The 13056-nt window shown below is 74.2% G+C and carries 12 protein-coding genes; 10 read left to right on the forward strand and 2 right to left on the reverse strand.

Features of this window, described 5'->3' with window-relative positions; all coding sequences use genetic code 11:
- Positions 1 to 206: 206 nt before the first annotated feature.
- Both D0T12_RS06925 and D0T12_RS06930 read right to left on the reverse strand, forming a co-directional pair.
- A complete protein-coding gene (locus tag D0T12_RS06925) occupies positions 207 to 4487 on the reverse strand; it encodes an FtsK/SpoIIIE domain-containing protein (protein ID WP_117398608.1) in 4281 nt (1426 codons plus the stop codon).
- Between the two features lie 33 nt (positions 4488 to 4520).
- Positions 4521 to 5462, reverse strand: coding sequence for an NAD-dependent epimerase/dehydratase family protein (locus D0T12_RS06930; protein ID WP_117398609.1), 942 nt, complete (start codon positions 5460 to 5462; stop codon positions 4521 to 4523).
- A gap of 116 nt (positions 5463 to 5578) precedes the next feature.
- Between D0T12_RS06930 and D0T12_RS06935 the strand changes: the two genes are divergently transcribed.
- From D0T12_RS06935 to D0T12_RS06980, 10 genes are all read left to right on the forward strand, one after another.
- Positions 5579 to 6301 carry a TetR/AcrR family transcriptional regulator gene (locus D0T12_RS06935; protein WP_117398610.1) on the forward strand — a complete coding sequence of 241 codons (723 nt, stop codon included), beginning with the start codon at positions 5579 to 5581 and terminating at the stop codon, positions 6299 to 6301.
- A gap of 196 nt (positions 6302 to 6497) precedes the next feature.
- Entirely contained in the window at positions 6498 to 7430 is a 933-nt protein-coding gene (locus tag D0T12_RS06940; protein WP_117398611.1) for a CpaB family protein, read from the forward strand.
- Between the two features lie 2 nt (positions 7431 to 7432).
- Positions 7433 to 8320, forward strand: a complete 888-nt coding sequence (locus D0T12_RS06945) for a hypothetical protein (protein ID WP_233525877.1) — start codon at positions 7433 to 7435, stop codon at positions 8318 to 8320.
- Complete coding sequence (locus D0T12_RS06950) at positions 8321 to 9619, forward strand: CpaF family protein (protein ID WP_117398613.1); 1299 nt, start codon at positions 8321 to 8323, stop codon at positions 9617 to 9619.
- Positions 9619 to 10560, forward strand: coding sequence for a type II secretion system F family protein (locus D0T12_RS06955; protein ID WP_117398615.1), 942 nt, complete (start codon positions 9619 to 9621; stop codon positions 10558 to 10560). The genes D0T12_RS06950 and D0T12_RS06955 overlap by 1 nt, the downstream gene beginning before the upstream one ends.
- Positions 10557 to 11483 (forward strand): type II secretion system F family protein, encoded by a 927-nt coding sequence (locus D0T12_RS06960; RefSeq protein WP_233525878.1) that lies wholly within the window; start codon positions 10557 to 10559, stop codon positions 11481 to 11483. Before D0T12_RS06955 ends, D0T12_RS06960 begins: the two co-directional genes overlap by 4 nt.
- A 63-nt stretch (positions 11484 to 11546) precedes the next feature.
- The gene (locus D0T12_RS06965) at positions 11547 to 11768 is read left to right on the forward strand and encodes a Flp family type IVb pilin (protein WP_117398617.1); all 222 of its coding nucleotides are present in this window, start codon (positions 11547 to 11549) and stop codon (positions 11766 to 11768) included.
- Between the two features lie 29 nt (positions 11769 to 11797).
- On the forward strand, positions 11798 to 12190 hold the full coding sequence (locus D0T12_RS06970) for a TadE family protein (RefSeq protein WP_233525879.1): 393 nt from the start codon (positions 11798 to 11800) through the stop codon (positions 12188 to 12190).
- Positions 12187 to 12618 carry a TadE family protein gene (locus tag D0T12_RS06975; RefSeq protein ID WP_233525880.1) on the forward strand — a complete coding sequence of 144 codons (432 nt, stop codon included), beginning with the start codon at positions 12187 to 12189 and terminating at the stop codon, positions 12616 to 12618. The genes D0T12_RS06970 and D0T12_RS06975 overlap by 4 nt, the downstream gene beginning before the upstream one ends.
- Entirely contained in the window at positions 12615 to 13040 is a 426-nt protein-coding gene (locus tag D0T12_RS06980; protein ID WP_117398619.1) for a TadE/TadG family type IV pilus assembly protein, read from the forward strand. Before D0T12_RS06975 ends, D0T12_RS06980 begins: the two co-directional genes overlap by 4 nt.
- Positions 13041 to 13056: the final 16 nt, after the last annotated feature.

Here is a 13056-nt window from a genome sequence, read left to right on the forward strand (position 1 = left end):
ACGATCCGCCTTCCGGCACTGGATCAAGGTGATCGTCGGGGCGTAAGCTGTCGCCATTCTTCGGGCCGCGTATGGAAACGTTCCACGGAACGGCGGCGAAGGCCCGACCACGGGGTTGCCGTTCGAACAAAGTCTCCCCATGAGCCGCGGGTCCCGGCCCATCCCCCCGAGGCCGGGACCCGCATCCGGACGACCGGGCGCGTCGATCAGTCGGCGCCGGCCGGAGGCGGCAACGCCACCTGGATCCGCGTGGGGACTCCCGCCGCGACGAACAGTCCGCGACCGGTGGGGCCGCCCCGCGGGACGCTCCGGGGCAGGCGCAGGCCGAACAGCTCCCCGTCGTCCGGCGACTCGACCGACAGCAGCACGCCGGAGCGGGAACGGCGCGTCTCGGCGAGGAAGCCGCGGCCGTCCCCGCCCAGGCCGTCGGTGGCGCCGCCGATGACGACGGCGTGGGCGCCGTCGCGGGCGGCGCGCAGGACGTCGCGGAGCGCGCCGTCCAGATCGGTGCCGTCGAGCAGCTCGGCGTCGTCCACGACGACGGCGTACCGGTGCTCGTCGCCGATGGCCTCGACGAGGTCGTCCGCGCCCGCCCCGGACGTCAGGAGACCGAGGACGCCCGGATGCCCGGACAGCAGCCGCAGCGGCGAACGGCGCGGCGTGACCAGCACGACCGGGACGAGCCCGCCCCCGACCGCCGGGTCGAGCAACGCGTGGGCGATCGTGCGGAGCGTGGTGGAGCGCCCGGAACGCGGCGGGCCCGCGACGGCGAACCCCGGGCCGTCGTGGCGCAGGTCGACGCCGACCGGGGCGAGGGTGTCGCCGCCGACGCCGACCAGCGCCCACAGGGCGGACGGGGCGAGGAACTCCCGGTCCAGCGACATCGCCTCGCGGTAGGTGACGCGGACGGGCAGCTCGTCCACCCGCAGGGGACGCCGCCGCGGCGGCAGCCGCCCGTAGCGGGACACGCAGCCACGCGCGATCTCCTGGAGCGCCGCGACCTGCGCCGCCGCGGACGGATCGGCGCCGAGCAGGCCGATCTGCGACTCGCGCGGCGCCGCGCCCGGCGCGACCGGTTCCAAAGCCCGGCCGGGCGGCATCGCGGCGGGAACCTGCCTGGCGTGGAGACCGCCGTAGCCGTAGTCGTCCGGGTCGGTCATGTGGAGGATGAGGTTCCGGTCGACGACGGTGGACAGCTCCCCGCCGAGACCGGAGCGGTCGCCGGTGAGGACGGCGCGCAGGCCCACCGCGGCGCCCTCGCGCAGCAGCCGCGTCGCCTGGTCGACGAGACGACCGTGGTCGGCCCGCTCGGACGCGTCGAGGAAGCCCTCCCAGCCGTCGAGCAGCAGCACCATCCAGGGGAGACGGTCGGTGGCGGCGACCGCCGCGCGCTGTTCGGCCAGCGACGCGAAGCCCGCCTCGGCGAACACCCGGACGCGCCGCTCGACCTCGGCGGTCAGCGCGCCGAGGAGACGTTCGCAGCGGTCGGGCTGGTCGCGGGTGACGACCGCGCCGCAGTGCGGAAGGGCGGTCAGCGGCAGCAACGCGTTCGCGCCGCAGTCGATCGCGTACAGGTGCGCGTCGTAGGGGGAGCAGGCCGAGGCGAGAGACCCGGCGATGGTGCGCAACGCGGTCGAACGGCCCGACCGCGCGGACCCGGCCACGTACAGGTGGCCGCCGGACGTGAGGTCCAGGGCCAGGTCCTCGCGGGACTGGACGGTGGGCAGGTCGGTCACGCCGAACGGGATCGGCGGCACGTCCACCACGGAACCGCCCGCGGCCGTCTTCGGCGCGAGCGTGAACCGCTCCGGCAGCGGGTTCAGCCACGGGGACGGTTGCCGGGCGATGCCCGCGCGGCGGACCGCCTCACCGATCGCCTGGACGAGCACGCCGAGATCGGTGGCCGCGGCGCCGTCGCCGTCCCCCTCCCGCGGGGCCTGCCGGACGACGGGCACCGGGTGGCCGAGCCGCCGCCACGGGAGGGGGACGACGGTGGGGGCGCGTTCGGCGGACCCTGCTCCCGCACCGGCCCGGGGACGGCGGCCCCCGATCCGCGCCGCCTGCACCGGCCGCGGCGGCGACGCCCCGGACCGGACGAAGCAGCGCCCGGGGGTGGCCTCGGAGATCCGCGCGGCGTCCGGCGAGCCGAGGACGTCGGTGGACTCGTCCGCGCCGGTGACGCGCAACGCGATCCGCAGATCCGTGGCGGCGCGGACGTCGTCGGTCACGGCCTCGCCCGGACGCCGCGTCGCGAGGACCAGATGGACGCCGAGAGGTCCGCCGCGCCGCCCGACGTCCACCAGGCCGGACACGAACCCGGGAGCCTCGGCCACCAGCGCCGCGAACTCGGCGACGACCAGCACGAGACGCGGCAGGGGCGGCAGGCGGGAGCTCCCGGGGCGCAGGCCGTCGTAGTCGTCGACGTCCTTGACGCCCGCGTCGAGCAGGACCTCCTCCCGGCGGCGCAGCTCGGCGGCGAGGGACTCCAGCACCCGTTCGGCGGCGTGCCCGTCCAGGTCGGTGACCACGCCGACCGTGTGGGGGAGGCGGGCGCAGTCACGGAACGCGCCGCCGCCTCCCGGGTCGATGAGGACGAACGTCAGCTCGTCGGGGCGGTTGGCGGTGGCGAGGGACGCGACGAGCGTCCGCAGCAGCTCCGACACGCCCGCCCCGGTCGCCCCGGCGACGAGGGCGTGCGGTCCGGCCGCGCGCAGGTCGATCTCGTACGGTCGCCCGGACGCGACGCCGACGGGGACGCGGGTCGTGCGGCCTCCGTCGCGCGTCCACGACTGGAGGATGTGCTCGGCGGTGGGCTCCGGCATGTCGAGCAGGTCCAGCAGCCGCACCGGGGCGGCGGGGCCCGCGGAGTTCGCGGGCGACTGTTCCCGGACGGGCGCCAGCGCACGCGCCACCCGGTCGGTCCAGGTGGGGGAGACCTGGTCGGCGAGCGCGACGACGTCGAGGCCCGCGCCGTGGACACGGATCATCGAGGGGCGCCGCGGCTCCCACGCGGCCACGGCGCGGCACTCCTCGGGAAGCGGAAGTCCGGCGTCGTCCACGCAGATCGCGTAGAGCCCGTACTCGGCGCCCCGCGACAGCAGCATCGGCATGCCCGGCAGGCGGCGCAGCGCGCGGGCACCGTCCAGCACGATCAGGATGGCGTAGGGGGCCGGTTCCGCCTTGGCGGCGCGGCGGCGTTCGGTCACCCGGATCGCCAGTTCGGTGACGCGGTGCGCGGCCGACTCGGGGTCGGTGCCGACGAGGGCGACGCAGTCCTCGCCCTCGCGCGGGCGGCAGTGCGGCAGCCACCGCACCCAGTTCCACTCGTCCCCGGCGTCCGGGTCGTCGGACAGGACGACGACGGCCAGGTCGTCGGGGCCGTGCAGCGCGGCGGCCTGCGCCACCATCCACCGGGCCAGCGCGCGGGACGCGCGGCGCGGGCCGGTCAGCCCGACGACGCCGAGGTCGCGCAGCGGTAACGTCACCGGCACGAGACGCGCCTCCGGAACCGGAACCTCGGTCGTAACCCCGTGGAGTTCTATGTGGGCGGGCAGGTCGGCGAGCCCGACCCGCAGGTGCAGCGCGTCGGGGTCGGCGCGGCGGCGCTCCCACAGCCGCCGCCGGGGCCCGGTCGCGGTGAGCAGCACCTCGGCCGGGTCGGGGTGCAGCGCGCGCCGTTCCGCCTCGTCCTCCCGGCGCAGCCGCTCCACCTCCGCGTCGAACTCGGCGGACCTGCGCCGGTACTCCTTCAGGGATCGGCGTCCGAGCAGTCGCAGCAGGTCGAGCGGGCCCCGCTCGGGCGGTCGCGGGATCTCCAGGCTTCGCGGATGGTGGACGGTGTCAGTTCGCGGCGGCCGGTTGAAGGCCAGACCGCCGTCCGGCAGGGGTTCCAGGTGCGCGTCGGGGGCGGTGCTCAGCGCGAGTGACAGGACGCTGGACCCCACCGACAGCAGCCCGGCGACGGGCCACGTCGTTCGCGCCGCCAGCGGCCGTCCGTCCAGGACCGCGCCCTCCGCCGACGCCTCGACCTGCACGGACTCGCGCCCGACCGTGAGTCGCAGCGACCTGGGCGGCACGGACGGATCGTCCAGCACGACGTCCACGTCCCGCCCGGACCCGATCGTGCTGACCCCGATGCCCAGGCGGTGCACCGACCCGGCCGCGGGACCGCCGACGACACGGACCTCGACCAGCCCGGTCGGCTCGGTGAGGACGGTGGCGGCGGCGCCGCGCCGCTCCACGGCGACGACCGCGCCGTTCCGCAGTTCCTTGACGGCGAGGGCCTGCGGGTCCAGCATCCGCCCGTCGATCCACAGGGCGCGCCGTGCCGGCCCGTCTCGCACGCCCCGTCCGTCCGGTTCGCCCTGTTCGTTGAGGAGAAGCGCGCCGAGCGATCGCGCGACCCCGTCCACGGTGGCCTCGGGGTCGACGTCCATCACGACGTCGCGCGGCCCTTCGCCGGTCAGCGCCGTGAAAGAGATCCGCATCCGTGCCCTCCGATGTCCGCGAACGGGCTCAGCTTAATTACCCCGCGCCGACCGCTCCCGATGATCGGCGACGATCGTGCGGAGGGCGTCCTCCAGCGGCGTCGGGCTCATCCCGAAAGTTGATTCAAAGGTCGATGAGTCCAGGATGTACGGCTTGTCGAACTGGTACCGCGTCTCCCGCAACTCCTTCACCATCGGCGACACGACCCCGATCGCGTTGAAGAGGGGGCGTGGCAGCTCGTGGACCCGGGGCGCCGGGGCGTCGGCGATCTCGCACAGCCGCTCGGCGACGTCGACCGCCGAGATGGCCGGACCGGTCGGGACGTGCCAGGCCCGGCCCCACGCGCGCTCGTCGGTCCCGGCGATGGCGAGGGCTTCGGCGACGTCCGGCAGGTACGTCCAGGCGTGCGGGACGGACGGGTCGCTGAGGAACATGACCCGCTTGCCCGCCAGCAGCGGCTTCACGAACCGGGTCTCGCCGAGGTACGCCTGGTCGGTGCTCCCCGGCCCGTAGTAGTCGGACGCGCGCAGCTCGGTCGCCCGGATGCGGCCCGCCTCGTGCGCGGCCAGCAGGTCCCGCCACATCGCGGCGCGCACCCGGCCCTTGACGCCGGGCGCGGCGAGCGGCAGGTCCTCGGTCATCGGACCGTCCACGGGCCCGTACCCGTACAGATTGCCCAGCGTCACCAGCACTGCCCCGGTGTCCTCGGCGGTGCCGAGGAAGGACGCCGCCATCGGCGGCCAGTCCCGGGTCCAGCGGTGGTAGGGCGGGTTGACGCAGTTGTAGATCGCGTCGGCCCCTGCGGCGATCTTGGTCAGCCGGGCCCGGTCGGCGGCGTCGGCGGCGACCCTCTCGATGCCGGCCGGCCCGGAGCCCGACCGGGTCACGACGACCACGTCGTGTCCGCTCTCGACGAGCCGCCTCGCCAGGTGGGCGCCGACCTGTCCGGCGCCGACGATCACGTGCTTGCGCATGTCCACTCCTCCGGTTGTGCTCAGTGCTCCGTAATGAGAGCAATGCTCTCGCCTGAGAGCGGCGATGTCAAGAGCGGTGCTCTCGTTTCTGTGCGCTGCTCTGCTACGCTCGGCCCATGAGCGCTGCGCGTACGGCACGGGAACGGGTTCGGGCGGAGCTGATCCGCGAGATCACGGACGCCGCGAGACGGCAGCTGGCCACCGCGGGCGCCACCGGGCTGTCCCTGCGCGCGATCGCCCGCGAGCTGGGCATGGTCTCCTCGGCGATCTACCGGTACGTCGCGAGCCGCGACGACCTGCTCACCATGCTGATCATCGACGGGTACAACGCGGTCGGCGAGGCCGTCGAGCGCGCCGACGCCGACGCCCGCGCCCGGGGCGGCGCCGACGACTTCGCCGGACGATGGCTCGCCGTGTGCCGGGCCGTCCGGGAATGGGCGCTGGCGCACCCGCACGAGTACGCCCTGCTGTACGGGTCACCCGTCCCCGGATACCAGGCGCCCACCGACACCGTTCCGCCCGCCACCCGCGACAAGGTCGTCTTCTCGCGGATCATCGCCGAGGCGTACGTGGCGGGCGCCGTCGGACCGGGCGAGGCGGACGTGCCGCCGGTGCCGCCCACGCTCGTGACGTCGCTGGACCGCGTGCGCGCCGCGGTGGGCCTGGACGTCCCCGACGACGTGATCGCACGCTCCCTCACGGCCTGGGCCGGTTTGTACGGAACGGTCAGTTTCGAATTGTTCGGGCAATTCAACAACGTGATCGACGAACGGGCCGCCTACTTCGACCACGGCATGACGCTGCTCGGCCGTCTCATCGGGCTCCAGGGGCAGGGCTAGCGGTCAGTGACGAATGTGACTGATGGTAAGTAGCGACGTGATCAACGAATATGCAGGTCATCGCGCCAGGTCCGGATAATGGCCGCTCTACTCCACCGAATCCATTGACGTGACCTTGCCGCCCCCGCAAGCATGGAACGCTCGGTGATGCGCGGACCCCCGGGAACGGGGTCCGTGAGAGGGCGGGAAGGAGCGCGTGGGCAGCGCGATGAAGTCCAACCAGTCGACCATCTCCGGCGGTGGTGCGGCGGGCTCGTCCGGCGGTTCGGCGGGGCTCGGCCGTTCGGGGCTCGGCACCTCGGGAGGGCAGCGGCTCCCCACCTCCCCCCGCGAACGCAAACCGGCGCTCGCGGCGCTCGCGGTCCTGCTGATCCTCGGCGGCGCCCTCGCGAGCGCGTACCTCGTGATGGCCAGCGGCGAGCGGGTGTCGGCGATCCGGATCGCGCGACCGGTCGCGGCCGGGCAGCCGATCCCGGCGAGCGCCCTCGAAGAGGTCCAGATCGGCGACACCGGAATCGAGTTCCTCAACTGGTCGGAGCGGGCGAGGGTGCCCCGGCACACCGCGGCCGTCCCGCTCGTCAAGGGCGCGTTGCTGACCAACGGCATGATCAGCCCGATGGACGCGCCGTCGAGCGGACGTCTCATCGTCGGGCTCGCGCTGAAACCGGGACAGTTCCCGTCCGACGGCCTCGACATCGGCGGGCACGTCCTGCTCTACGCGGTCGGCGGCGGCACGAACGGCGGGCCGCGTCCCGGAACCGTGCTCTCCCGCGACGCGATCGTGATCGGCGTGGGCGCCGACGACGGCGGAGGCGCCGGCCTCGGCGGCCCCCGGCTGCGGTCCGAGCAGACCAGCGTGGACGTCGCCGTCGCCCCGGCGGACGCGCCGCAGGTGACACAGGCGGCCTCCGCCGGGACGCTCGCGCTCGCGCTCATCCCGCCCGGCGCCAGCGTGGCCGTCCCGCCGCCCGCCAAAACCGTCGAGCCCGACCCCGCCGAGCCCGACCCCGCCAGGCCCCCCGGGCCCGGTGGGCAGACGCCCGGCTCCGGCGGCACGCGGAACCCCGACGGCACGGTGCCCGTTCCAGGTCGGAGCGGTGCACCGGCACCAGGTACGGGCGGTAACTGACCGTGGCACTCATCGCGCTCGCGGCCGACAAGGGGGCACCGGGCGTCACGACCGCGGCCGTCGCGCTCGGCGCCGTGTGGCCGCGTCCCGTGCTGGTCGCGGAGTGCGACCAGGCGGGCGGCGACCTCGTGTACCGGCTCCCGGCCGAGACCGGGGACGACGCGGACGGCGGCGTGCTCAACCCGTCCCGCGGCCTGCTCAGCCTCGCCGCGACCGCCCGCCGCGGCCTGCGCCCCGACCAGATCGCCGAGCACTGCCAGCGGCTCGTCGGCGGGCTCGACGTGCTCGTCGGGCTCACCAACGCCGAGCAGGCGCAGGCGATGACCTGGCTGTGGCGTCCCCTCGGCCGCGCGTTCGCCGGGCTCGCGCCCGTCGACGTGATCGCCGACTGCGGGCGGCTCGGCCCGGACTCGCCGCTGACCGACCTGATGCGGGAGGCCGACCTGGTCGTCCTGCTCACCCGCGCCACCCTGGAACAGGTCGCGCACCTGCGCGAACGCGTCGCCGCGCTGGCCTCCGACCTGCGCGGCGGCCCGCCCGTCGGGGTGCTCGTCCTCGCCGACCCGCGCGACTTCCGCGGCTCGATCGCCGAGGTCGCCCGCATCCTGGCCGGGGCCCGCAGACGTCAGGACCCGGACGCCGCGCGGGAGCCCCCGGCACCGGACGTGACCGTCCTCGGCGGCCTGGCCCTCGACCCGAAGGGCGCCGAGCTGCTGTCGGGCCGCTGGGGCGGACGCCTGGACCGTTCGCTGCTGATCCGCTCCGCCCGCGAGGTCGCGGGCGACCTCGTCGGACGCCTCCCCTCCGCCGGCGCGCCGGCACCGCCACCACCCCCGTCCGGACCTGCCACGGCGTCCGGTCAGACCCCGGCCGCGCAGGGGAGGCGGTAGATGGACCACGGGCTCGTCAAACGGCTGCGGCAGGAGGTCGGCGACCGGCTGGCGCAGCAGCGCCGCCTGGACGCCGCCAACGGCCTGCCGTCGATGACCGGCGAGGACGAGCGGCAGTTCGCCCGCGCGCTCATCGGCCAGGTCCTGGAGGAGTTCGCCCGCGGCGAGATCACCTCGGGGCGCCGTCCGCCCAACGCCGAAGAGGAGGAGGCGCTCGCCGCCGGGGTGCACGCGGCGCTGTTCGGCGTGGGCCGGCTCCAGCCGCTGCTGGAGGACCCCGAAATCGAGAACATCGACGTCAACGGCTGCGACCGCGTGTTCCTCGGCTACGCCGACGGGCGCGAGGTCATGGGCGAACCGGTCGCCGAGAGCGACGAGGAACTGGTCGAGCTGATCCAGATCCTCGCCGCGTACAGCGGGCTGTCGTCGCGCCCGTTCGACACCGCGAACCCGCAGCTCGACCTGCGCCTGCCGGACGGCTCGCGGCTGTCGGCGGTGATGGACGTGACGGTCCGTCCCGCGCTGTCGATCCGCCGCGCCCGGCTCGGCAAGGTGTTCCTCGCCGACCTGGTCGGCAACGGCACGTTCCCGCAGGAACTCGGGCACTTCTTCCGCGCCGCCGTCCACGCCCGCAAGAACATCATGATCGCGGGGGCGACCAACGCGGGGAAGACGACGCTGCTGCGCGCCGTCGCGAACGAGATCCCGCCGCACGAGCGGCTCATCACCGTCGAACGCGCCCTCGAACTCGGCCTGGACGCCTTTCCCGAGCTGCACCCGAACTGTGTCGCCTTCGAGCAGCGGCTGCCGAACCCCGAGGGGCAGGGCGCGATCTCGATGGCGGAGCTGGTGCGCCGGTCGCTGCGCATGAACCCGTCCCGCGTGATCGTCGGCGAGGTGCTCGGCGACGAGATCGTGACGATGCTGAACGCGATGACGCAGGGCAACGACGGGTCGCTGTCGACGATCCACGCGAACTCGTCGGTGGAGGTCTTCAACCGCATCGCCACGTACGCGATCCAGTCGGAGGAGCGGCTGCCGGTCGAGGCGACGCACATGCTGATCGCGGGCGCGATCGACTTCGTCGTGTTCATCGAGAAGCGCAACGACTACGCCTCCGGCGGGCGGCTGCGCCGCTTCGTGTCGAGCGTCCGGGAGGTCACGGGCGTGGACGGGCGGGTCCTGTCGTCGGAGGTGTTCGCGCTCGGGAACGGCGGACAGGTCGTCCCGGCCGCCCCGATCCAGTGCGTCGCGGAACTCGCCGAACACGGATACGACCCGTCCGCCGGAGGCTGGTGATGTACACGCCGGACGTCCTGCTCGCGATCGTCGCGGGCGCCGTGGCGGGCGGCGGGCTGATCCTGCTCGTCGCGGCGCTGCGCGGGCTGCCGGTGGGATCTCTGCCCGGCGGGCGGCGGCTCCCACGCGGGCGACGCCGCGAGGACCTCGTCCGGACGCTCACGACCCGCACGGCCGTCGCCGTCGTCGCCGGAATGGCCGTCCTGGTCGTGACGCGGTGGCCGATCGCCGCCGCGGGCACCGGCGCGCTCGTCCTCGCCTGGAACGGCCTCGCGGGCGGCGCGTCCGAGGAACGCCGCGGCATGGCGCGCCTGGAGGGCCTCGCCGCGTGGACGGAGTCGCTCCGCGACACCATCGCCGGGGCGGTCGGCCTCGAACAGGCCATCCCCGCCTCGCAGCGCGCCGCCGCGCCCGCCCTCCAGCAGCCGCTCCGCAACCTCGTCGACCGGTTGCACACCCGCGTCCCGATGCCGGAGGCGCTGCGCCGGTTCGCCGACGACCTGGACGACCCGTCCGCCGACCTGGTGATCGCCGCGCTGATCCTCAACGCCAAGCTCCGCGGCCCCGGCCTGCGCGACATGCTGGGCGCGCTCGCCACCTCCGCCCGCGCCGAGCTGGACATGCGGCGCCGGGTGGAGGCCGACCGGCGGTCCACGCGGCGCAGCGTCCGCATCGTCGTCGCCGTCTCCGTCGGGACCGCCCTGGCCCTCGCCGTGTTCAACCACTCCTACGTCGAACCGTACGACGACTTCCTCGGGCAGCTCGTCCTGTGCGTCGTCGTCGCCCTGTACGGAGCGGCGTTCCTGTGGCTGCGGCGCCTGTCGAAGTACGAACTGCCGGGACGTTTCCTCAGCGAGCCCCGCAAACCGGCTGAGCCGGGCGTGCCCGACGAGGTGCCGAGCACCGTCGCGGGCTGGCAGGGAGGCGGTGGGACGTCGTGAACGGCCTGAACGCCGCGCTGCTCGCCGGCTCCGTCATCGGCCTCGGCGTGTACCTCCTCGTCCGGGCGCTGTTCCCGCAGCGTCCCGGCCTCGCCGCCCGGATGGCCGCGCTCGACGCCACCCGCCGCCGCGATCTGGAGGAGCAGGCGGCCGGACGGCTGTCCCCGACGCTGGAGAAGGTCGGCGGCGTCCGCGCCAGGCTCGGGAAGGAGCTGGCGCGGTTCTGCGAGTCGCGGGGCTGGCGGCTGCGTTCGATCCGCGCCGACCTCGCCATCACCGAACGGTCCCTGGAGGCGTTCCTCGCGACGAAGTTCCTGCTGCCCGCCGCCGCGCTGCTGTTCATCCCGCTGATCGTCGCCTACTTCACGCTGCTCGGGCTCGGCTCGTCCGTCGCGGTCCCGGTCTGGGTCTGCGTGCTGTTCGCCGTGATCGTCTTCTTCTTCCCCGACATGCAGCTCCGGCAGGAGGCGCAGGCCCGCAGGCAGGACTTCCGGCACGTCGTCGGCGCGTTCCTCGACCTCGTCTCGATGAACCTCGCGGGCGGACGCGGCGTCCCCGAGGCGCTGATGACCGCCTCGAACGTCGGCGCCGGCTGGGCGATGCACCGCATCCGGGACGCCCTGTCCAACGCCCGCATCACCGGTCAGACGCCCTGGCAGTCCCTCGGCCGGCTCGGCGAGGAACTCGACATCACCGAACTGCGCGACCTCGCCGGCGCGCTCGCCCTCGTCCAGGACGACGGCGCGCAGATCCGCAAGTCCCTCGCGGCGCGCGCCGCGTCCATGCGCAGCCGCGAACTGTCGGAACTGGAGGGCAAGGCGGGAGAGCGCTCCCAGTCGATGCTCGTCGCGCAACTGTTCCTCTGCGCCGGATTCCTGATCTTCCTGGCCTACCCGGCCCTGATGCGGGTGCTCGCCTCATGACGTCCACCCCCGACACCGTCGACGCGAACGACACCACCGAACCGGCCCACTGGAGGTGCCACGATGAGTCAGCACAACCCGTTCAACGATCCCGCCGTCGCCTATCTGCGCGCCGTGCTCGGCACGCGGCTCGCCCGGCTGCGCTCCGACGAGGAACGCGACCGGGGCGCCTCCGCGATCGAATGGGCGATCATCACCGCGATCCTGGCGCTACTCGCGATCACCATCGGCGCGATCATCACCCGGAAGGTCACGGACAAGGCCAACACCATCAACACCGGCTGAGGCTCCGCTCCGACGCCGGGGTCTCGTCGATGGAGTGGGCGCTGCTCACACCCGTCCTGATCCTGCTCATGTTCATCGTCGTGCAGTTCGCCATGGTGTTCCACGCCCGCCATGTCGCGCTCGCGGCGGCGCAGTCGGGCGCCCGTGTCGCGCGGACCTCGCCCGTCGGCGGCGGCTGGCAGGACGCGGCGGCCGTGAAGGCCCGCGACGACGCCCGCGCCATCGGCCCCGAACTGCTGGACGGCCTTCAGGTCCGCACCGGCGAGGCCGCCGACGAACGCTGGGTCGAGGTCAGCGGATACGCCGTGTCGGTCATCCCGTTCATGCGGTTCCACGTCTCGCAACGCTCCCAGGGACCGATCGAGTGCTTCCGCCCGGACGTCGGCGACGGCACCTCGTGCCAGCGAGGGGCGGGCCCGTGAGACGTTCCGACCGCGGCTCGATGTCCCTGGAGATGGTGCTGGTCACCCCCATCTTCGTGGTGTTCTTACTCTTCCTCACGGCGGTCGGCCGGATGGTCGACGCGCAGAGCCAGATGGACGGCGCCGCCCGGGACGCGGTGCGCGCCGCCTCCATCGCCCGCAGCGCCGCGTCCGCCCGGAGCCTCGCCGCCGAGACCGCAGCGTCCGGCCTGCGGGACACCTCATGGTGCGCGGGCGGGCCCAGCGTCCAGACCGACGTGTCCGACTGGCGACCCGGCGGCCGGGTCGGTGTGACGATCACCTGCGATGTGGACCTCGGCGACCTGTCGTTCATCGGGCTGCCCGGCACCAAACGCCTGCGCGGCGAGGCGATCGCGCCCATCGACACGTTCACGTTCCGCGGCACCGACCCCGGAGACGAACCATGACCCATCGCGAGCGGGACCGGGGCACGATCGCCCTGTACACGGTGCTGTTCACACCGATCGTCCTGCTGCTGGCCGGGCTGCTGGTGGACGGCGGCCTCGCCATCCACGCGCGGCAGCGCGCCGCGGACATGGCCGAGCAGGCCGCCCGCGCGGGCGCCGACCAGATCGACACCGACGCGCTCCGGCGGACCGGCGAACCCGTCCTCGACCCGGGCCGGGCCCGCGCCGCCGCGTGCGACATGCTCACCGCCTACCGCGACCAGGTCACCGCGTCGCGGTGCGACGCCGACGAGCAGGAGGTGGCCGTGACCGTCCAGATCACCGTCCGGCCGCAGTTGCTCGGGATCATTCCCGGGCTCGGGGAGTTCCGGTTGACGTCCGGCGCGACCGCGCGTCCCGTCACGGGAGGCGATGGGCCGTGAGCCGGAAAGCGAACCG

This window comes from Actinomadura spongiicola, assembly GCF_003432485.1.
Classification (GTDB): domain Bacteria; phylum Actinomycetota; class Actinomycetes; order Streptosporangiales; family Streptosporangiaceae; genus Spirillospora; species Spirillospora spongiicola.

Excerpts from the sequence above, each read along its gene's own strand:
- D0T12_RS06925 (WP_117398608.1), bottom strand. The coding sequence starts at position 4,487 with ATGCGGATCTCTTTCACGGCGCTGACCGGCGAAGGGCCGCGCGACGTC.
- D0T12_RS06930 (WP_117398609.1), bottom strand. The coding sequence starts at position 5,462 with ATGCGCAAGCACGTGATCGTCGGCGCCGGACAGGTCGGCGCCCACCTG.
- D0T12_RS06935 (WP_117398610.1), top strand. The coding sequence starts at position 5,579 with ATGAGCGCTGCGCGTACGGCACGGGAACGGGTTCGGGCGGAGCTGATC.
- D0T12_RS06950 (WP_117398613.1), top strand. The coding sequence starts at position 8,321 with ATGGACCACGGGCTCGTCAAACGGCTGCGGCAGGAGGTCGGCGACCGG.
- D0T12_RS06955 (WP_117398615.1), top strand. The coding sequence starts at position 9,619 with ATGTACACGCCGGACGTCCTGCTCGCGATCGTCGCGGGCGCCGTGGCG.
- D0T12_RS06965 (WP_117398617.1), top strand. The coding sequence starts at position 11,547 with ATGAGTCAGCACAACCCGTTCAACGATCCCGCCGTCGCCTATCTGCGC.
- D0T12_RS06970 (WP_233525879.1), top strand. The coding sequence starts at position 11,798 with ATGGAGTGGGCGCTGCTCACACCCGTCCTGATCCTGCTCATGTTCATC.
- D0T12_RS06980 (WP_117398619.1), top strand. The coding sequence starts at position 12,615 with ATGACCCATCGCGAGCGGGACCGGGGCACGATCGCCCTGTACACGGTG.